Annotated in this window: 22 protein-coding genes and 1 riboswitch; of the genes, 16 read left to right on the forward strand and 6 right to left on the reverse strand. The window is 36.5% G+C overall.

What is annotated here, in order from left to right:
* Positions 1–68: 68 nt before the first annotated feature.
* The gene (locus MKY37_RS22410; protein ID WP_445323048.1) at positions 69–350 is read right to left on the reverse strand and encodes a recombinase family protein; all 282 of its coding nucleotides are present in this window, start codon (positions 348–350) and stop codon (positions 69–71) included.
* Positions 351–615: 265 nt separating this feature from the next.
* On the opposite strand from MKY37_RS22410, the gene MKY37_RS14625 reads away from it, so the two are divergent.
* The 5 genes from MKY37_RS14625 (at position 616) to MKY37_RS14645 (ending at position 5,757) form a co-directional block, all read left to right on the forward strand.
* Positions 616–2,232: an ABC transporter substrate-binding protein gene (locus MKY37_RS14625; protein WP_340778265.1), complete on the forward strand. Its 1,617-nt coding sequence runs from the start codon at positions 616–618 to the stop codon at positions 2,230–2,232.
* A gap of 43 nt (positions 2,233–2,275) precedes the next feature.
* Positions 2,276–3,235, forward strand: coding sequence for an ABC transporter permease (locus MKY37_RS14630; RefSeq protein ID WP_340779945.1), 960 nt, complete (start codon positions 2,276–2,278; stop codon positions 3,233–3,235).
* A complete protein-coding gene (locus tag MKY37_RS14635; RefSeq protein WP_340778268.1) occupies positions 3,232–4,104 on the forward strand; it encodes an ABC transporter permease in 873 nt (290 codons plus the stop codon). Before MKY37_RS14630 ends, MKY37_RS14635 begins: the two co-directional genes overlap by 4 nt.
* A gap of 131 nt (positions 4,105–4,235) precedes the next feature.
* Positions 4,236–5,159, forward strand: coding sequence for an ABC transporter ATP-binding protein (locus MKY37_RS14640; RefSeq protein ID WP_340778269.1), 924 nt, complete (start codon positions 4,236–4,238; stop codon positions 5,157–5,159).
* Complete coding sequence (locus MKY37_RS14645; protein WP_340778273.1) at positions 5,149–5,757, forward strand: ABC transporter ATP-binding protein; 609 nt, start codon at positions 5,149–5,151, stop codon at positions 5,755–5,757. The genes MKY37_RS14640 and MKY37_RS14645 overlap by 11 nt, the downstream gene beginning before the upstream one ends.
* 201 nt (positions 5,758–5,958) lie before the next feature.
* Here MKY37_RS14645 and MKY37_RS14650 read toward each other — a convergent pair whose 3' ends face one another.
* Entirely contained in the window at positions 5,959–6,765 is an 807-nt protein-coding gene (locus MKY37_RS14650; RefSeq protein ID WP_340778275.1) for an aldo/keto reductase family protein, read from the reverse strand.
* A 546-nt stretch (positions 6,766–7,311) separates the two neighbouring features.
* On the opposite strand from MKY37_RS14650, the gene MKY37_RS14655 reads away from it, so the two are divergent.
* From MKY37_RS14655 to MKY37_RS14665, 3 genes are read left to right on the forward strand one after another with little or no spacing between them, the layout of a single operon-like run.
* A complete protein-coding gene (locus tag MKY37_RS14655) occupies positions 7,312–8,163 on the forward strand; it encodes a DegV family protein (RefSeq protein ID WP_340778277.1) in 852 nt (283 codons plus the stop codon).
* Positions 8,157–8,303, forward strand: coding sequence for a hypothetical protein (locus MKY37_RS14660; RefSeq protein WP_340778281.1), 147 nt, complete (start codon positions 8,157–8,159; stop codon positions 8,301–8,303). Before MKY37_RS14655 ends, MKY37_RS14660 begins: the two co-directional genes overlap by 7 nt.
* A gap of 24 nt (positions 8,304–8,327) precedes the next feature.
* A complete protein-coding gene (locus tag MKY37_RS14665) occupies positions 8,328–8,837 on the forward strand; it encodes a YfiT family bacillithiol transferase (RefSeq protein ID WP_340778283.1) in 510 nt (169 codons plus the stop codon).
* Between the two features lie 265 nt (positions 8,838–9,102).
* Here the strand turns inward: MKY37_RS14665 and MKY37_RS14670 are convergent, their stop codons facing one another.
* The gene (locus tag MKY37_RS14670; protein ID WP_340778286.1) at positions 9,103–9,543 is read right to left on the reverse strand and encodes a YtoQ family protein; all 441 of its coding nucleotides are present in this window, start codon (positions 9,541–9,543) and stop codon (positions 9,103–9,105) included.
* Between the two features lie 138 nt (positions 9,544–9,681).
* Positions 9,682–10,362: a phosphoribosylaminoimidazolesuccinocarboxamide synthase gene (locus MKY37_RS14675; RefSeq protein WP_340778289.1), complete on the reverse strand. Its 681-nt coding sequence runs from the start codon at positions 10,360–10,362 to the stop codon at positions 9,682–9,684.
* 270 nt (positions 10,363–10,632) lie between these two features.
* Between MKY37_RS14675 and MKY37_RS14680 the strand changes: the two genes are divergently transcribed.
* Together MKY37_RS14680 and MKY37_RS14685 are read left to right on the forward strand one after the other, a co-directional pair.
* Positions 10,633–11,184: a DUF4256 domain-containing protein gene (locus tag MKY37_RS14680; RefSeq protein WP_340779946.1), complete on the forward strand. Its 552-nt coding sequence runs from the start codon at positions 10,633–10,635 to the stop codon at positions 11,182–11,184.
* Positions 11,185–11,486: 302 nt separating this feature from the next.
* On the forward strand, positions 11,487–12,140 hold the full coding sequence (locus MKY37_RS14685) for a M48 family metallopeptidase (RefSeq protein ID WP_340778291.1): 654 nt from the start codon (positions 11,487–11,489) through the stop codon (positions 12,138–12,140).
* A 155-nt stretch (positions 12,141–12,295) separates the two neighbouring features.
* On the opposite strand, the gene MKY37_RS14690 is transcribed toward MKY37_RS14685, so the two are convergent.
* Entirely contained in the window at positions 12,296–12,484 is a 189-nt protein-coding gene (locus MKY37_RS14690; protein WP_340778293.1) for a hypothetical protein, read from the reverse strand.
* Positions 12,485–12,979: 495 nt separating this feature from the next.
* On the opposite strand from MKY37_RS14690, the gene MKY37_RS14695 reads away from it, so the two are divergent.
* The 5 genes from MKY37_RS14695 (at position 12,980) to MKY37_RS14715 (ending at position 17,829) form a co-directional block, all read left to right on the forward strand.
* On the forward strand, positions 12,980–13,390 hold the full coding sequence (locus MKY37_RS14695) for a GNAT family N-acetyltransferase (RefSeq protein ID WP_445323049.1): 411 nt from the start codon (positions 12,980–12,982) through the stop codon (positions 13,388–13,390).
* Positions 13,391–13,559: 169 nt separating this feature from the next.
* Positions 13,560–13,982 (forward strand): SRPBCC family protein, encoded by a 423-nt coding sequence (locus MKY37_RS14700; RefSeq protein WP_340778296.1) that lies wholly within the window; start codon positions 13,560–13,562, stop codon positions 13,980–13,982.
* Between the two features lie 79 nt (positions 13,983–14,061).
* Positions 14,062–14,934, forward strand: a complete 873-nt coding sequence (locus MKY37_RS14705) for an aminoglycoside 6-adenylyltransferase (protein ID WP_340778299.1) — start codon at positions 14,062–14,064, stop codon at positions 14,932–14,934.
* Positions 14,935–15,450: 516 nt separating this feature from the next.
* The gene (locus MKY37_RS14710; RefSeq protein WP_340778300.1) at positions 15,451–17,148 is read left to right on the forward strand and encodes a methyl-accepting chemotaxis protein; all 1,698 of its coding nucleotides are present in this window, start codon (positions 15,451–15,453) and stop codon (positions 17,146–17,148) included.
* A gap of 168 nt (positions 17,149–17,316) precedes the next feature.
* Complete coding sequence (locus MKY37_RS14715) at positions 17,317–17,829, forward strand: YehS family protein (protein ID WP_340778303.1); 513 nt, start codon at positions 17,317–17,319, stop codon at positions 17,827–17,829.
* A gap of 63 nt (positions 17,830–17,892) precedes the next feature.
* On the opposite strand, the gene dapA is transcribed toward MKY37_RS14715, so the two are convergent.
* On the reverse strand, positions 17,893–18,780 hold the full coding sequence (gene dapA, locus MKY37_RS14720; RefSeq protein WP_340778305.1) for a 4-hydroxy-tetrahydrodipicolinate synthase: 888 nt from the start codon (positions 18,778–18,780) through the stop codon (positions 17,893–17,895).
* A 227-nt stretch (positions 18,781–19,007) separates the two neighbouring features.
* Positions 19,008–19,187, reverse strand: a riboswitch (Lysine riboswitch).
* A 182-nt stretch (positions 19,188–19,369) separates the two neighbouring features.
* Between dapA and MKY37_RS14725 the strand changes: the two genes are divergently transcribed.
* Complete coding sequence (locus tag MKY37_RS14725; protein WP_340778307.1) at positions 19,370–20,557, forward strand: DHH family phosphoesterase; 1,188 nt, start codon at positions 19,370–19,372, stop codon at positions 20,555–20,557.
* Positions 20,558–20,722: the final 165 nt, after the last annotated feature.

The raw sequence follows: 20,722 nt of genomic DNA on the forward strand, positions 1-20,722 counted from the left end.
TGCTACAACTCTTTTACTTATTTTTCAAGGTACTTGTTATTACTTAGAATACTAGGTTTATAATCTCTTTATTGTTGTAAAATGCCAGCATAGTGCGGACTTTTGAGTATTACTCTCACTGATAATCTTTTCCACCTATCAGTAGCCTTTTCCTGCGATTTGTTAAGATGTCGTTCCCCCCTCGTTATATAATAATGCTTGCTATAGCATTTAAACCCATTACCTGCTATATATTTTGAAAATATTCTTCTGATAATATCAAAAGGTCGAATCGTAACGAAATTGAAGTTTTTATTTATCACATTAACTTTATACATGTATGGGGATTTTGCACCTGTGAACTCCGTCATTTGATACTTTGAACAATAACTTTAGTCTTTCGCTAGTATTCTGAGCTTCTAGAGTTTCGTACAATTATATTTGTTGTTTCTTCTACTTAGAGTAGGTAGAAGCTTATAGAACAGGTGATATCAGTAGAACAAGTCTAATTTAGAAATTATAGTTTTTCAACGCTTGTAGGAGCATCACTTCTACAAATGGTTTTGAATAAATTATTAATGTTAACAGGACTGTGAATTTTTATTTTATATAATATTTATTGAAGGAGTGTAATAGATGATGAAGAAGTTTTTGGGACTCATAGTAATTGCTATTTTAGCTACTATGTTAGCAGGATGTACACTATTTGAGTCTGGTCAAAAGGATGACAAAAACCAAAAAAATGAGAAAAAACCAAAGGACGAGCTTGTGCTGGCATTTGGATCTGAGCCTGAAACCGGATTTGATCCAATAACTGGATGGGGACGTTATGGTTCACCACTATTCCAAAGTACACTTTTAAAAAGAGATGACAAGCTTAACATTGTAAATGATCTTGCAACAAGTTACGAAGTAAATGAAGACGGTAAGGTTTGGACTGTTCATATACGCGATGATATAAAATTTTCGGATGGTAAACCATTAACAGCAACAGATGTGAAATTTACATTTGAAACAGCAGCTAACAGTGGATCAGTTGTCGATTTAAACGTATTGGAGAAAGTCGAAGCAGTAAATGACACTACTGTGAAATTTACATTGAAAGAAGTACAATCAACATTTATAAACAATCTAGTGGCAACAGGAATTGTCCCAGAACATGCATATAGTGATAATTATGCTGAAAATCCCATCGGTTCAGGCCCTTATCAGCTTGTACAGTGGGACAAGGGACAGCAGATGATTGTGAAGACGAATCCTGAATACTATGGCACAAATCCATATTTTAAGAAGTTGACCTTTGTATTCTTAAATGAGGATGCTGCATTTGCAGCTGCTCAAGCGGGCACAGTCGATCTTGCCTATATACCTGCTGCATTTAGTAGCAAAAAAGTGCCTGGCATGAAACTCGAAGCCGAAAAAACGGTGGACAATCGTGGAATCGTATTTCCTTATGTAAAGTCTGGCGATTTTACTGAGGAAGGTCTACCAATCGGTAATGACGTAACGGCTGATCCAGCCATCCGTCATGCAATTAATATTGCGGTTGACCGACAAGCGTTAATTGACGGTGTGTTGGAAGGATACGGAACACCTGCCTATACATCTGTTGATGGGCTTCCTTGGTGGAATCCGGATACAGTCATTGAAGATGGCGATGTGGACGGAGCGCGTAAAGTATTGGAAGAGGCGGGTTGGAAAGATACGGATGGTGATGGAATACTTGATAAAGGCTCTTTGAAAGCTGAATTCAGTCTTTACTACTTAGCGAATGACATGATTAGACAATCTCTTGCCATTACTGTTGCAGATATGATGAAACCACTTGGCATTAATATAAAAGTAGAGGGTGGAAGTTGGGACATTATTGGAAAGAAAATGTATTCCGAGGCCGTACTCATGGGCTGGGGAAGTCACGATCCACTTGAACTTTACAGCATTTATAGCAGCAATAATGCTGGGGTTGAGTACTATAATACGGGCCACTATAAAAATGAAACAGTAGATGAATATTTTAAGAAGGCCCTTCATGCGAAAAGTGAAGCGGAAGCAATCGAGTTTTGGAAAAAAGCACAGTGGGATGGCACGACTGGTTTAAGTGGAAAAGGGGACGCTGCATGGGCATGGTTGGTTAACATCGATCATTTGTACCTGGTGAAAGAAGGCCTTGATATTGGAGAGCAAAGAATCCATGTACATGGACATGGATGGCCTGCTACAGACAATATCGCTGATTGGAAATGGAGTAAATAATGTGCGTAAAAATATCGTTGTAAAGATAGGGACCTTTCTATTGATGAAAGGTTTAAGAATGCTTACATTATTGTTTGCGATTTGCTTAATATCATTTTTATTAATAAAGAACTCCCCGATTGATCCGATTCAGGCCTACGTTGGCGCTGATATGTTAAAGGTAGGACCTGAACAGCGAGAGAAGATTGCTGAGTATTGGGGACTGGATCAACCTGTAATGGTGCAGTTTTTTAGTTGGCTTTCTGCTTTATTTGCTGGTGATTTGGGAACTTCAATGATTTTCCGACGTCCGGTGTCTGAAATCATCGGTGAACGCTTTTTAAACTCTCTTGTCTTGATGCTGACCGCATGGGTATTGTCGGGAGTTATCGGTTTTGTCATGGGCGTAGTGTCGGCCATGAAAAAGGACACTTGGGTCGATCGAATCATAAAATGGTACTGTTATACCTTGGCATCGACACCCACCTTTTGGATGGGCCTTCTGATGCTGATTGTTTTTGCAGTGTGGCTTGGATGGTTCCCAATTGGGTTAGGTGTTCCGGCGGGAGTTCTCTCGGAAGATGTCACACTAGCAGACCGAATACGGCATCTTGTACTTCCGGCGATGACACTTAGCATTCTTGGTGTTGCGAATGTGGCATTACATACGCGCCAGAAGCTAATCGATGTTCTTGCGAGTGATTATGTGTTGTTTGCAAGGGCGCGGGGTGAACGTGGCTTTATTTTGTTTTGGAGACATGGATTACGTAATGTTGCTCTGCCTGCAATCACCTTACAATTTGCTGCATTTAGTGAATTGTTTGGTGGTGCTGTTCTTGCTGAGCAAGTGTTTTCTTATCCGGGTCTTGGACAAGCGACAGTAGAAGCGGGTCTAAGGGGAGACGTTCCTCTTTTATTAGGATTAGTCATATTTAGTACGATATTTGTTTTTGTAGGAAATTTAATTGCTGATACGATTTACTACGTAGTAGATCCGAGAACAAGGGAGAGTCGGATGATATGATTCGAAGTCTCAAATTGAAAAAAACAGAAGGTAAGATAAAACTATTTTCCCTAAATAGAAGGCAGAAGACGCTCGTTACAATCCTAATCGCGACTATTTTTTTGGTAAGTGTTGTAGTGATCGGTGCCGTACTTGATAGAGAAAGAATTGCAACAAATCTTATCGCTCGAAATTTGTCCCCATCCATGGAACATCTTTTTGGTACGGATTGGTTAGGTAGGGACATGTTTACCCGGACGATTATGGGGCTTTCATTAAGTATTGGAGTTGGATTGATTGGAGCAATTGGCAGTACGTCAATTGCACTTATCCTTGGTATGGCTGCAGCAACAATGGGGAAAATGGCAGATCGTCTAATATCATGGCTTATCGACCTTTTTCTAAGTGTGCCCCATCTTGTAACGCTGATTTTGATTGCTTTTACGTTGGGGGGAGGATTTAAAGGTATTGTTATAGGGCTTATGCTAACCCATTGGCCAAGCCTTGCTCGAGTTATCAGAGCAGAGGTCATGCAAATTCGTTCCGCCGAATATGTTCAGATTTCTCGACAGATGGGAAAATCTCGTTGGTGGATAGCTGCACATCATATACTTCCACATTTGATCCCACAAATTATGATTGGTTTTATGTTGCTGTTCCCCCACGTGATTTTACACGAAGCTGCAGTTACATTTTTAGGTTTAGGGATGTCGCCTCACGAGCCAGCCATTGGTATTATTCTGTCGGAATCCATGAAATATTTGTCAGCTGGTATGTGGTGGCTTGCCTTTTTCCCTGGGCTTTGTTTACTAATTATTGTACGGATATTTGATGTGATTGGAGAAAGTATTAGAATGATTATGGATCCCACTAAAGCTCATGATAAGTAATATATAAAGTGTATTTTATTTTCGGAAAAAGCGAACAGAGTTTGGGTCCACTTTTTTTTAACAAGAGGAGAAGTTTCTTCAAGGTGATAACGAGACATAAGTCACCTTATTATTTTGTGAGGAGGTAAATGATGCCTATCCTTGAAGTAGAAAATTTATCGATATCTTTTAAACAATATATAAGTGGTTTGAAACAGAAAAGTTTTAATGTAATATCAAGTTTAAATGTCACGCTTGAACCAGGTGAAATTCTGGCAGTCGTAGGAGCCAGTGGTTCAGGGAAGAGTTTACTAGCCCATGCCATTCTCGGAATACTTCCAGACAATGCAGCCATAAGTGGAACTATTAAATATGAAGGAGAGGTACTTACTGCCGTACGGCAAGCTTTACTACGCGGTAAGGATATTGCACTTATTCCACAATCAGTAAACTATCTCGATCCACTTATGCGTGTAGGGAATCAAGTTCGTACTTCTGTAAAAAATGGAGATGCTATTGCAGCACAACGAAATGTTTTTGAGCGACTTCATCTAAAATTAGCTGTTGAGAATATGTACCCATTTCAGCTTTCTGGAGGTATGGCACGAAGAACGCTTCTATCCACTGCAATTGTAAGTGGAGCTAAAGTCATAATTGCGGATGAGCCTACACCAGGACTCGATCCAGTTGTTATCAAAGAAGCTTTAAATAATTTCAAGGAATTCGCAGACAATGGATGTGCGGTTATGCTCATCACACATGATATTGAATCCGCTTTAACAATTGCTGATAAAATTGCTGTGTTTTATGCAGGTACGACTGTAGAAGTAGCCCCAGTTGAGAATTTCACTGGTGATGGTGAAGCTTTGCGACATCCTTATAGTAAGGCTTTATGGAGAGCGCTGCCACAAAATGAATTTACACCAATTCCGGGTGCCCAACCCCATCCTAGTGCTTTACCATCTGGTTGCTTGTTTGCCCCACGGTGTCCGATGGCAACCTCTGAATGCGAACAAGCACTGCCGGAAATGCGCAACCTTCGGAATGGGAAGGTGAGGTGTATTCATGCAACTTGATGCAAAAAACATCGGATTTCGTTATGGGAATGGGCCATGGTTGTTTCGGGGAGTCGATTTAACTATAGAACCAGGGGAAATCGTTGGACTCACGGCCCCGAGTGGACGTGGTAAAACAACTTTTTGTCGTATTTTAGCGGGATTCGAGAAACCTATTGAGGGTAACATTACCGTAAATGGGCTACCGGTGTCCAAGAAAGAATTTCATCCTGTACAATTAGTCTTTCAACATCCGGAAAAAGCGGTAAATCCACGATGGAAAATGGAGAAGATTCTTAATGAAGGGTGGAAACCTGATCAAGAACTGCTAGATTTATTAGGAATTGAGCAGGAGTGGCTGACACGTTGGCCTAACGAATTGTCTGGAGGAGAGTTACAACGATTTTGTGTAGCTAGGGCATTGGGACCCAATACTCGCTTTTTAATTGCGGATGAAATGACAACAATGCTCGACGCAATTACACAAGCTCAAATTTGGCATGCAGTTCTTGAAATCGCCAAAAAGCGAGGGATGGGTATAATCATTGTCAGCCATGAGGCGAAGCTGATTCAAAGACTTTGTCATCGAGAGATTGAGTTGGAAAATTTTAATGCATAAGGTATAGAATTCAGATTTAAACACAGCAAAAAAGTATTCCTGTATGGCTTGAGTTATAATTTTAAAGTGCTACCCTGTGTCAGAAACATTCACGTTAATTCAAACAAACGTGAATGTTATGATTTTCATGCTTGTTTCTGACACAGGGTCCAAACACTAATGTATTGGATAACACCGGGACATTAAAAAATCCAACTTGAATTATAGGGCAGCGATACGTTCACGATCGTTTGCTGTTAGTTCAAAGTCAAAAGTATCTAAACTTTGTGCTTGGCGATCTTTATTATGAGACTTAGGAATGACGATAACGTCCCTTTCAATTTGATAACGTAATATAACTTGTGCATACGTCTTTCCATACTGATTTCCAATTTTTTCTAGAACCTGCTTAGCATTTTCATCGATACCTTTTAATGGGGACCAAGCAACTGTTGCTATGTCGTGGATTTTATTGTACGCAATTAATTCTTCATTCCATTGTCCAACGTGTGATTCTATCTGGTTAACAGCAGGTTTTATTTTTCCTTTTTCAAGAATTAAATCCAAATGCCCTTTTTTAAAGTTCGAAACACCAATAGATTTAAACACACCACGAGTGTAGTATTCTTCTAAAATGTTCCATGCTTCTAAAATTTCCTCGTTGTTATCCCAAGGAGAATGAATTAAGAATAAATCAATATAGTCAGTTTGTAATTTCTCTAAACTTTTTTTAATTTCCGCATGAGCCCAGTCTGTACCGCCAAAACCTTTAAAGGTATTAAGCTTGCTTGTGATAAAGTAATTTTCACGTGGTTGAGAAGATTTTTTTAACCCTTCTCCTAGCACTTCTTCATTGAAATAAACTTGCGCAGAGTCAAAATGACGGTAGCCATTTTCAATTGCCCAGTCAATCTCCTGTGTGTCACCCCTTAAAGCACCCGAGTACTGATTTTCCTCTTTACCGTATGTATTTGTACCAGTACCAACAATTGGAATCTCAACGCCATTGTTTAATTTAATTTTTTTCATCCTAATTCCTCCTATGCTGTTTTTCTTACCCTACCTTACCCTCACTAAAAAATAGAATCAAACAATATGATTTGTTCATATGTACTATGTGGCAGTGGCTCTAAAAATATAATATGCAAAGAGAATACCAGATTCAAGAACAACTCTAAATTGTTCACGAACCTGGTATTTTATTATGCTCTAAAACATATTTTCAATTGATGTAGCTGTATTTAATGCTATTAACGAGTTCTATCTTTAATGGTGCTCATCATTATTTCCCATAATCCAACTATACTGGAGCCAGCAATTGCTTCTTATCTCTCTGATATTTTCGTCATTTCAGCAGAACGTTATGCCATATGGTTTATTTATAAAACAACCCTGTGCCAGAAACATTTATTCTAATTCAAACAAACGTGACTGTTTTAATTTTCACATCTGTTTCTAATGCAGGATAAATTTTCTGATTATTTTACTGTATAATTTTTCCTTTTGGTGTATATTTAGAATAATTAAAATAAAAAAGTACGCAGGAATCGCTGCGATAGTTGAAAGGAATGTACAATGAGAAGGATTATTTTATCGACAGAGAGTGGAGCCGATCTACCGAAAGACCTGGTTGAAAAACATCGAATTCAAGTAGTACCGATGCACGTCATCATGGATGGGAAGGATTATTTAGATGGTGAGCTATCTGTAGAGGAAGTTTTTAATTATCATAGTCGTACCAAAAAAATACCATCTACAACAGCAACGAATGTACATGAGTATCATGATTTGTTTACGAAAATCCGATTAAATTTTCCTGATAGCATCATTATTCACATTGGATATACGTCAAAAGCATCTGCTTCCTTTCAAAGTGCATTAATTGCAGCGGAAGATTTTGAAGACCTTTTCCTATTTGATACGCTAAATGTAACAGGTGGATTAGCTGCAATCGTGATGTATGCGGCAACTATGCTTGAGGAAGAACCTTCCATTAGCCATGTTCGCTTAATAGAAGAGCTAGAATCTATAGTTCCTAAAACAAGATTGGCTTTCCTTCCCGGCAGTTTAGATTTTCTAAGAGCGGGTGGACGGGTAAGTAACGTTGCTTATATTGGAGGGTTATTATTAAAAATAAAGCCCTGTATCGAGTTAATAGAGGGAAAGCTTGTTTCAACTAGAAAATACCGTGGGAGTATGAGCATAGTTGCGGAAAAACTCATGCGAGATTACTTAAACCAATACGATATAGATAGAAAACAGCTGTATTTGATCTACTCTATCGGACTTGATGAGAGTATTAAGAGACGGATGGATGAAATCGCAAAGGAAATAGGTTTCGAAAATGTTACATGGATGCAAGCGGGTGCTATGATTTCAACCCATGCTGGGCCAGGTGGTTTTGGGATTGCAGGAGTAGAATGTTAGCAACCAAAGTTAAAGAAGGCGTTCCAAGTGAAGGATCGACTTTTTTAGTTCCAATTATGGATGGTTCTAAGTGTTTTAGTTTAGTAATGTTTACAGCATCTGAGCCGCTTGATATAGTAAATGTTAATATCGAAAAATAAAGAATAGGGAAGAGGGGGTTGAAAATGGATGTAAAATACCCAATTGGAAAATTACAAGTTCCTGAAAAAGTAAAGTTAGCAAATATTCAAGAATGGTTAAAGGAAATCGAAACTTACACGGTTCGACTAAGGAAAACTGTCGACTTATTAAGTGACGAGGAATTAAGCAAAACTTACCGTGAAGGTGCCTGGACAGTTCGTCAACTTGTTCATCATATTACAGACTCTCAGTTGAACATGTATCAACGTTTGAAGCTTGCTTTAACAGCTGACAATCCAACAGTCCCAGCTTTTGATGAAGAAAAGTGGGCTATTCAACCAGATACAGGGCTTCCAGTAGAAAGTTCTATTAAAATGTTAGAAGGCATCAATGAGCGTATCGTATCTTTAGGACAAAGTTTAACTGAAGAGCAATTAGAACGAGCATTTACTCACCAAACAAATGGCAAAATAACAGTGGCAACAAAAGTTGCAAAATTATCTTGGCATGAAGAGCATCACTTAGCCCATATTAAAATCGCATTATCAAAATGATATACTATGTAGGTTTTCTATAACTAAATAATTTGAAATATATAAAGCAGACGGTTTAGAAGTGAGGTAATGCACCTCAAATTGACCGTCTGCTTTACTTCTGAATTTCCAAATAGACAACATGTTAGAAGAAAAATTAAAAAAGCGTAATTTACCGCGTCCATTTTTTGTACTTGCACAAGAAAGTTGATACGACGGGGAGAACAGTAGAGTGATAAAAACAGTGAGTAAAGTTTCAAAATCGCTGTTTTTATTTATTCTAATATCAATTAAAAATATAACTGATGACATCTATTGCTTGATCAACGGTTTCTACAGTAACATTTGCCTTATTTGAAAGCTCTTTTAATGGGTGAATTAATGATTCAGGTCTAATAATAATCGTCGGTTTGTTCATAGCAATTGCCGTGCTGGCGTCCATTGCTGTATTCCATTGTTTATATTTTTCTCCGAATAAGGCAATGACGATATCCGCTTTCTTCATTAAGACTTGTGTTCGGAAATTATTAATATCTGATGCAGCATCATCTTTATAAAGAGCAGATGGCTGTTTTCCTTGAATTTCTTCGCCGATATTGTCTGAACGATCATGATTTGTTTGAGGGGATACAAATACGAGGGGAAGATTTTTAACCCTTGCTTTTTGTGCAACTTCTTCTCTCCAATCATCATGGATCTGACCTGCTAAATAAACAATAAGTTCCATTTTAATTCCTCCAATGCTATTTGACTCTAATCATATAGTATCGAATTTAAGGAAGTTTTCAAAGTGAGCACCAAAAAGGACATAACATATTAGCTACATAAAATATGTTATGTCCTAGATTTTTTGTTTTTTGGTTACTTATAAGAATAGTTTTTCTAATGCTAATGGTTCGATATATTTTCCATCTTTATAAGCACGCATGTTGCCACCAGAGATTTCATCAATTAAAACAATTTGTTTATCTTTACCTGTACGGCCAAATTCAAATTTAATATCATATAACTCAATGTCTTTTTTCGCAAGTTCTTCTTTAACGACGTTTCCGATTTGTTGTGTTAATTCTTTTAATACTTTATATTCATCTTTTGATAAGACACCAAGCATATCTAAAGCATCTTCACTAATTGGCGGGTCTTCGCGTTCATCATCCTTAAGTGTCACTTCGACGAAAGCATTTAATGGTTGTCCTTCTTCAGCGTATAATCCGTATCTACGTAAAAAGCTTCCTACCGCACGATATCGGCAAATGATTTCAAGCCCTTTTCCGAAAACTTCAGCAGGTTTTACAGTCAGTGTTGCCTTTTCGATATGAGCATCAACATAATGAGTTGGGATTCCTTTTTCCTTTAATACTTCAAAAAAGTATTTTGTAAGCTTTAATCCTGAACGTCCAGCACCTTCGATTTTCAACCCTACTGAATTGGCACCTGGATCAAATACACCGTCAACACCTGTAACATCATCTTTAAATTGTAGAAGGAAGTTGCCATCCTCTAATTCATATACATCTTTTGTTTTTCCTGTATAAACATGCTTCATGTCAAATCTATCTCCTTTATATTTGAGCCATCGTAATTCAAAATTAGTTATACGATTTCTATTTCTATCACTATTATACTTGAAGGAAACATTTTTAAAAAAAGAATTTTCAAAAAATAGTTAGACTATGCCCTCTATCAAGTTATTTGTCTTTAGTAAACTAGAGTTGTTCAATTAGTCCAAGCTTGTAATGAATACTAAACTGTGTGAAGATAAATTAAAAAAGAACTAGAAAACCAATTAGGAGGAATCCAATTGACAAAAAATAATATGGAGTTGTCACTAGAACAACGTGAAGAATTACTTAGGTTATTGAAAGCCCGTTTTGAGAAATACATGAATCGTCATGATGGAATTGAATGGACTAGTGTCCAAGCAAAGTTAGAAGCGAATACTGAAAAACTGTGGTCTCTCTATGAAATGGAAAAAACCGAAGGAGAACCGGATGTTGTTGGTTATGATAAGCAGAATGACGAATACATTTTCATTGACTGTTCAGCAGAAAGTCCCAAAGGTCGCAGAAGTGTTTGTTTCGATCGTGAAGCGTTGGAGTCAAGAAAAAAACACAAACCAGAAAATAGCGCCATTGATATGGCAACTGACATGGGAATTGAACTTTTAACGGAGGAACAATATCGAGAGTTACAGAAACTTGGTAATTTCGATTTGAAAACATCGAGTTGGGTGCAAACACCTAATAATATTAGAAAACTCGGCGGGGCTCTATTTTGTGATTGTCGCTACGACACTGTCTTTGTTTACCACAATGGAGCAGATTCCTACTATGCTGCAAGGGGTTTCCGTGGCTCTCTAAGGGTCTAATTTTTACACAAACGGCCCTATTTATATTTTGAGCTATCACCTGTGGAAGGCTATTTCATAGCCGGTTTCATTAATAGAATTAGAATAGATTTAGAGTTAAGGTGCCAGATTCTAAAACAATTCAAAATTGTATTAGGATCTAACACCTTTTCTACGTACGGAGCTTCTATCGGGCCAGAGATAGTAAAGTTTAAAATAGTTTTGTTTATATTAGGCAAAGACTCCTCTCGAGGCACTGCGCATATTCCTTGATTTTATTAAAAACGAGTTAGAAATTAATATATATTAAAATGAGGGTAGTCATGAAAGTTGAAATTGAAAATAATATGATAGAATTTAATGTTCAATTTGGAAATAGGAAGAAGCTATCCATACTTATAGATTTGTTGGGTTTCATAACTGTTAAAGTTCCAAAGGGTACAAGTAATGAAATTATTGTCAGTGCAATAGAAAGTAAAGGGAAATGGATACTTGAGAAAATTCATGAAATTGAAGTATCTCGAGAAATTCCTAGGGCAAGAGAGTATCACGCTCAAGGGAAGTTTTTATACCTTGGAAAAGAGTGTTTTCTTCATGAATTAATAGATATTAGTGATTTAAATGAGGAGGCACTTAAAAGAAATCTCAAGAAGTTCTATATCAATAGGTGTAAAGCGATCGTAGAGGAACGTATAAAAATATATGAAAAACAGCTGAAAGTAAAGCCTAAAATCATTGAAATAGTAGAATCTAAAGTCAAATGGGGTAGCTGTAGTTCGGATAAAAAGATTACCTTTAATTTTCGTCTTGCCATGGCTCCAATAGAAGTAATCGATTATGTGATAATCCATGAATTATGTCATATAACTCATATGAACCATGATCGTTCATTTTGGAGACGTGTTGGAAGTATTATGCCAGACTACAAAGAAAAGGAAGAGTTTTTAGCAAGGAATGCTCATTTGATGTCACTTTAAAAAACGATTACATTTCCAAATCTGACGCAGGAAATTGTAGCCCAATAAACATGGTCACTTTATACGGATCCCATAACAAATATTATAGATTCAAATTCATAAAATAAAAGACGTAGCCAAACCTTTATCGGTGAGGCAACGTCTTTTTAACCTAATCAGTCATCTCCGTTCAATGAGCGATTTCTACGATTCTCTACTTCCTTTGCTTCCGTCTCCCGGGCTATCTGATCCTTCCGCAATTGTCCATTTACGCGTGGGTCTTGTAATCGCATTATATTCCTTCCCGATTGTCCCACTTTTTTACTCACTTTCTGTATTTCATTACCAAAAAACAGCATGTCCATTCCTCCCTCCTATAAATTAATCAAAGAGAACAATAAATTCAACTTCTCCCCTCTCTATAAAATATTCAGACATCTAAGGCACATAGAGGGTATGCGCACAGTGAAAAGGAATTTAGTTAATAAGAAACGGAAAGAGCATTATATATGTGTTGCTCATGTTGTCTAGTAGTAGATAAATTGAATCGTGCTTTTAATAATTCTACCGTCAATCTTGTAAATTCAGTAATCTTAATGTTTTTAACACAGGGCCGCTTGTTAATCTATAATAGCGTCCTATAATTGAAAATTCATTGCTTTTAAACGAGGAATTGGGTATCTTTGTTTATTTCAATATATATAGGTGGTTTAGCTTCGTTTTAGAAAATACTAAATATTGCATTTATTAATAGTTAACTTATAATAATATTTAGAATGTTGGGAGGTTATATTTTTGTTACTTTACTTTTGATATGTATCGTCTATCTAATTAGTTAATATAAATTAGGAGCTGATATGATGATAGTATACAGAAACTCAACAAGTAATATATCTTCTGAGATGTTAGAAGGTTTTTTTGTGGATTGGCCTAATCCACCGAGTCCAAAAACTCACTTAGCAATGTTAAATAAAAGCAGTAAAGTGATTATAGCGATTGATGATAATACAAACCAAGTAGTAGGATTTATTACAGCGATAAGTGATGGAGTTCTATCTGCCTATATTCCATTTCTTGAGGTTTTACCAGAATACAAAAATAAAGGTATAGGCAAGGAATTAGTAAGTCGGATGCTAAAGGAACTTGCTGACATATATATGATAGATTTATGTTGTGACGATGACTTAGTTCCTTATTATGATAAGTTCGGAATGACGAAGACAAATGGTATGGTTTTGAGAAACTATAAAATGCAATCTGGAAATAACTAAATAAAAAACAACCCTGTGTAAGAAATATTCATGTTGATTCAAACAAACGTGAATGTTGTGAGTTTCATGTTTGTTTTTGACACAGGGTAAAAAAATCAGACAAACTATAAAGGAATAGTGGAGAGAAACAGCGAATATAGAGAATGACAAAGGAAAAGGAGACGATAAAATGGACAAGAATAATTCAGTAATAACGGTGGAAGCAATTGTGCATGCCCCTGTTGAAAAAGTATGGGAATATTGGATAGAGCCGGATCATATAACGAAGTGGAATACCGCTTCAGATGATTGGCATACACCACTTGCTGAAAATGATTTAAGAGCCGGCGGGAAATTTGTTTCTAGAATGGAAGCGAAAGATGGAAGCTTTGGTTTTGATTTTGGAGGAGTTTATGATGAAGTGCGTGCCCATGAGTTCATTTCTTATAAATTAGAAGATGGAAGAAAAGTTGAAATTACTTTTATCCCATTAGAAAACTACACGAAGGTGGTAGAAGTTTTCGAGCCAGAAACGACTAATCCGAATGAAATGCAGCAAGAAGGATGGCAGGCAATTTTAAACAATTTCAAAAAGCATGCGGAGCAACAGTAATTAGAATATAGTGCCTGGTTCTATTACAATTCAGAATTGTATTTGAACTAGGCACTTTTTATTGCAGGAGGGAATCAGCATGAGATCACCAAATGAAATGATGGAATTAGTTTTGACTTATGCAAAGAATGATGAAAGAATTCGTGCGGTAGGACTAAATGGTTCGCAAACGAATCCAAATGCACCAAAAGATATGTTTCAGGATTTTGATATTGTTTACTTAGTAACCGAGATGAATTCGTTTAAGGAAGATCAACAATGGATAGATGTATTCGGACAACGAATCATTATGCAAACTCCTGAGAATACGTCCATGTTCCCACCAACTTTAGGAGGGAGATTCTCTTATCTTATGTTGTTTCAGGACGGAAACCGTATTGATCTTACACTTGTTCCGATTGAGGAAAAAGATACGTATTGCAAAGAGGATAAGTTAACGGTTATTTTAATGGACAAGGATAACAGCCTTCCGGAAATCCCGTCCCCAATAGATGAGGATTATTGGGCAAAACGTCCTTCTGCTGATTTTTTTTCTGATTGCTGCAATGAATTTTGGTGGGTCTCTACATATGTAGCAAAGGGATTATGGAGAAGAGAAATACTATATGCTCATGAGCATCTGAATAATGTTCTCAGACCGATGCTGCTTAAAATGCTTGAGTGGAAGGTTGGTATTGATAATGACTATTCCGTTAGTGTAGGTAAATGTGGTAAATATTTGGAAAAATATCTTTCGGAAAAGTGTTGGGAGGAGCTGCTTTCCACTTATGCCAACGGAAGTTATGATGATGTTTGGAGAGCGTTATTTGCAATGGTTAGTCTATTTCGAACTACAGCATTATATGTTGCTGATAGATTAGGATTTAATTATAAAAGTGAAGAGGATAAACAAGTTACTGCATACCTAGAACATATTAGGCGTTTATCTCCAAATGCAACTGAAATCTATTAGTGAATTATAATGCATCTGTAAAAAGCTCGAAAGTTCAACTTTGAATTTTCGAGCTTTTTACTTTTTTACCAAATAGAGCGAAATTGTAATAATTGGAAAGTAGTATAATATCAATTTAAACTCAACCTAAGTTATCTTTTATAATGAAAATTTGGAGATATTTAACATAAAACATATTGTTTTTAATGAAGGTTAAAATGATGAAAGAGCGAATTCCCATATTACTTGGAATTCGCTCTTTTTTTCAAGTCCTCAATCTCTTATTGCTATATATATCAGAAAAATTATTGATATTGGAATGAATTGAAGTCCTTTTTAGTAGATACAAAACATCCCTTAAAAAGGTGAAAAAATAGATTTTTGATTACTTCACAGCCTTTAAAATAATCCGATAAACTAGTATAAGGTTATAGATAGTCAGTTTTCTTAATATGAGAATGTGTTGATAATCGTAAGTTTATAAAGAATTTTATAAGAATAGAGAGTTTGAGTTATTAAGAACAGGGGGGTTCTAGGTTGAAATTAAAAGGAAAGCTAATTAGTACTTATTTGATAATTACGGTTTTCATCTTTGTAGTGGCAGGTGTATCTTTGTTAGCACTTGGCGCTACTAACCAACACTCGAAAGAAATGTATCATAATCGTGTTATACCTTTAACGGTTGTTGTAGAAATGGCAAGTTTAACAGAAAATACGAGGGTACAAATGCTGTCTGCTGTTTTAAATGAAAATCCTGAAAAGACGCAAATAGCAAAATCTAATATGGAAGAAGTGGCTTTACTCATCCAACATTATCGGGGGCTAGTACTTGATGAGGATGGGAAAAAAGCCATTACGAAATTTGAAACAGATTGGAATGCATTTACAACTATAGTTCAATCGAATATTGCATTGGTTAATGCGGGTAACTATAATGATGCGCTTGCTGATCTAAGAGCGGGTGAGGAAACATTTGCGGTTTCTAGAGATAGTTTACTAGTATTGAAAGATAGAAATATCTCCCTTGCGGAGGAACTGAATAATATCAACAAGTCAGCATTTGAAACGAATCGATTCATCGTATTTGTCATTACATTTGCTGCGTTGATAGTAGCCGTTATCATTGGTGTTGTTATGGGTAACAAAATAGGAAATCCAACACGTAAAGTAGCAGAGAGACTAGTGGAAATTGCATCTGGTGATTTAACCAAGTCACCATTAATTACGAAGCGAAAAGATGAAATTGGAATATTGGTCAATGCTACAAATGAGATGCAACAAGATTTACAAAATGTTATTTCTGAAATACATTTGGCTTCCAATACATTATCAAGTCAATCCGAGCAATTATCTCAATCAGCGGAACAAGTTAAAGTTGGTAGTGAGCAAATCGCAACCACAATGCATGAGCTTGCAAATGGGGCCGAGACACAGGCGTCCAGTGCATCGGATATTTCTGAAATGATGGATGGTTTTGCACAAGCTATTCAAAGTTCGGATGAATCGAGTAGAGGTATTGTTGAAGATTCTCATCTGGTGACCCTAGGTGCTGAGGATGGACAGCAGTTAATGGAACTATCCGTTAATAAAATGAAAGATATCGATGGAATTGTCAAAGGCTCTGTGGACAGAGTAAAAGGATTAGATAACAAAACGAATGAAATATCAACACTAGTTGAGGTTATTCAATCTATTGCCGATCAAACAAACTTATTGGCTTTGAATGCAGCAATTGAAGCAGCAAGAGCAGGCGAGCATGGAAAAGGATTTGCAGTTGTAGCAGATGAGGTGAGAAAGCTCGCGGAGCAGGTATCCCATTCAGTTGGAGAAATTACCGATATTGTCGCAACAATACAAAATGAATCTCAATCAGTAGTTACCACTTTAGAGAACGGTTATAAAGAAGTAACAGATGGAACAGAACAGATTCAACGTACTGGTGAAAAATTCAAGGAAATTACAAGTGGTATTCATGCAATGACAGAAAAGGTAGAGCAGATTTCAAAGAATTTAGCACAAGTTAGCGCAAATAGCCAACAGATTAATGCATCCGTTCAAGAAATTGCTTCCGTTTCAGAGGAATCTGCTGCAGGTGTAGAAGAGACAGCTGCGTCCGCTGAGGAATCCGTTGGTTCGATGGAAGAAGTAGTAGCAAGTTCCCAACACTTGGCGACAATTGCTATGAATCTTGCTGATGCAGTTTCTAAATTTAAAACAACTAAAACAGCAGAATAAAAAGTGCCTGGTTCTAATGCAATTCTGAATTGTGTTAGAACCAGGCACATTTATTTTTATGAAACTAATTTTAAAGTTAAATTTGTAAGGCAGTAACATAGTGGAATTGAAATCGTGTAAAATGGAGAAGATATTGGTTATATAGATAGTTTTATAGGAGGTTAATAAATGGAAAATAATGATATATTAATCAGATTGAGATATGCCCTAGATATTAAAAACAAAGACATGGTAGAGATTTTTAAACTAGGTGGCGTTGAACTTACAAAAGAAGATGTACTTAAAATTCTTACTAAATCAAAAGAAGATATTGATGATGAAGAAGTAGTGGAAGATGAAAATCATATGAAGTGTAACAACAAGATGTTGGAATCATTTTTGAATGGTTTAATCACACATAAAAGAGGTAAACAGGATCCAAAACAGGGACAACCTACTAATCCAGAGCCTGCAGAACAGCAGAAGGATCATGTGAATAATATACTCTTGAAGAAACTAAAAGTAGCTTTACAGTTAACAACGGAAGATATGCTGGAAGTATTAGATGATGGCGGAATTATTGTATCTAAAGGCGAACTAGGTGCTATTTTAAGAAAACCAGGACATCGTAATTATAAGGAATGCGGGGATAATTTTGCACGTAAATTCCTTAAAGGTTTAGCAGTAAAATATAGAAATTAATAAAGAAGGGCGAATTCTAAATTGAGTTCGCTCTTCCTCTTTATCTGTAAACAATTGAAAAGCCTATATTTTCACGGTTTGTGGCAATGTGGATAGTACTTCTTGTAAAGAAGTCAGCTCTTCTTTATTCAAAGGAATCATAGGTAAGCGAACACCTCCTACAGGAACTCCTTTTAAATTTAATGCAGATTTTACAGGAGTAGGATTTGGTGCAGCAAATAGAGCTTTCATGATAGGTAATAATTTGCGGTGATCCTTAGCTGCCTCCCTTACATTACCACTGTTGAACTTTGCAATCATTGCTTGCATTTCATTTCCAATAACATGTGATGCTACTGAAATGATGCCTGTTCCACCAATCGATAGTACCGGGATTGTTAACCCATCATCACCACTATATAGCGAAAAGTCTTCCGGTGTATTACTAATAATTTCAGACATTGCATCTAAATTCCCACCAGCTTCTTTAATAGCAACGATATTTGGTATTTTAGAAAGACGGATAACCGTTTCCACTGACATGTTGACGACACTACGGCCTGGAATATTGTATAGCATAATCGGCAATGATGTAACTGCAGCTATAGTTTTGAAGTGTTGGTACAAACCTTCTTGTGAAGGCTTGTTATAATACGGAACTACAAGCATAATACCATCGACACCTGCATCAGCTGCTTGTCTTGTTAGATCAATGGACGCTTTTGTATTATATGAACCAGTACCAGCAATTACTGGTACTCTACCATTCACAACTTCCACTGTAAATTTAAACAGCTGGACTTTTTCTTCTTCAGTTAACGTCGGAGACTCTCCAGTAGTACCAGATACAACTAAGCCTTCTGTTCCATTGGCAATTAAGTAATTTATTAAGTTTCGTGTAGCTGGAAAATCGATTTCCTCATTATGATCAAAAGGAGTCACCATAGCCGTTAATATTTGTCCAAAATTCATAACTTCTCCACATCCTCTAGTTTTATTATTAAAAATTCAGGGAGAAGGGCGGTATCAATTACGCCTCGGCGTAATTGCGTACAGATTTTGAATTACACTAGCGAAATTCAAAATCTGTGACATCCGCCGGAGGCATAACTTGACGGTTGTTTAGTCAAGTTATGTAGACGCAAAAAAGCAACAACGAGGGGCTCGTTGTTGCAATAGAAATAAAGTAATATTTCCGTGCGTAAGATAGCCCTCCATATAGTCTCCTATATGACAATTCAGTGTTTATTCAACAGCTGAACCAGCTTCAAGAAAAATGAGATTCTTTCAACTTCGGCAAATCCCCCTTTCCACAATTGTCATAGGATCTCATTATCCTCCGAATGTGTACTGATGGTCTTCGCGCCTCTATCCTTACTTCAAATGTATTTGAAATAAGAGAATATTTAATTACTAAGATAATACATGTTTTCTTATACTATTGCAACAGTTTACCTGTAAAATAAGTGTTAACTTATTTTTATGACATGATAAACTATATTTTTGATGAAAATTAATAAGTTTCAAACGTTAAAACCATACTAATCAAGAGGTGAAAAGGATGTATAAATTATTGTCTCATAATGATTTAGATGGCGTCGGATGTGGCATTTTAGCAAAGCTAGCTTTTGGAGAGCAAGTGAAGGTGCGTTATAATTCGATTTCATCCCTTAATCGAGAGATTGAATACTTTTTAGAAAATGATGAGCCAGATACGTTTTTATTTATAACTGATTTGACTCCAAACGAGGATAATGAAAAAAGGCTTAATGATTTTTACGATGCAAAAGGGAAGGTCCAACTAATTGATCATCATAAATCTGCTTTGCATTTTAATGATTATGAGTGGGGATATATTTTAGTGGAAGATCATGAAGGCAAATTAACTTCAGCTACTTCGTTATTATATGAATATCTTGTAACAAATGAACTGTTAGAACCGACTGCTGCACTAACGGAATTTGTAGAATTAGTAAGACAGTATGATACGTGGGAATGGGAAAAGAATGGGAACCACCAGGCCCATTCGTTAAACTCGCTTTTCTATTTAATATCGATGGAAGAATTTGAAGAAAAAATAATTGAACGCCTTCGTACAAGTGATCATTTCGATTTTGATGAATTTGAAAAGAAAATATTGAAAATGGAAGCAGACAAGATTGACCGATATATACGTCGAAAGAAAAGAGAGATTGTCCAGGCAAACATTGGGGAGCATTTAGCTGGTATTGTGTATGCAGAAACGTATCATTCAGAGCTAGGCAATGAACTAGGGAAAGAGTTTCCACATCTCGATTACATCGCAATTGTAATAATGGGAGGGAAAAGAATCTCCCTTCGTACGATTTATGACCATATTGATGTATCTGAAGTTGCTGGACAATTCGGGGGTGGAGGACATCAAAAAGCATCTGGCTGTACATTAACAGAGGAAGCTTATAAGTTATTTGTGTTGGACACTTTCCATCTGTCACCAATACCCGAAGATGCAAAAAGAAATCAATATAATTTGAAACAATCGTCGTTTGGTTCTTTTTATAAGAATAGAAATAATGATACTTTCATTTTGTATTCTAAAAATAATCAGGATTGGATCCTTGAAAAAAATAAAGCTGAAATAGAACAAACCTTTACTAGCTTTGAAGAAGGCGAGCGGTTCTTAAAAAGAAACTATGAGGCTGCTTTGGTAAGGGATGACCTGTTTGTCGATTACTTAATGAGTGAAGTGAAGAGTAGAGAAAACTCATGATGATCTGAATTCTTAGTAGAAAAGAATTGACTTTTGAGCCATTTAATTGCATTCATCGGTCGAATACTTGCGGAGTGTCCTTACTTACTTGTTCTCAGCCTAGGTTTACTTTCGTAAAGGAATATTTAACCAAAAACTTACTTCCTCCAATGAAACGGGAAAATT

Source organism: Psychrobacillus sp. FSL K6-2836, from assembly GCF_038003085.1.
Classification (GTDB): domain Bacteria; phylum Bacillota; class Bacilli; order Bacillales_A; family Planococcaceae; genus Psychrobacillus.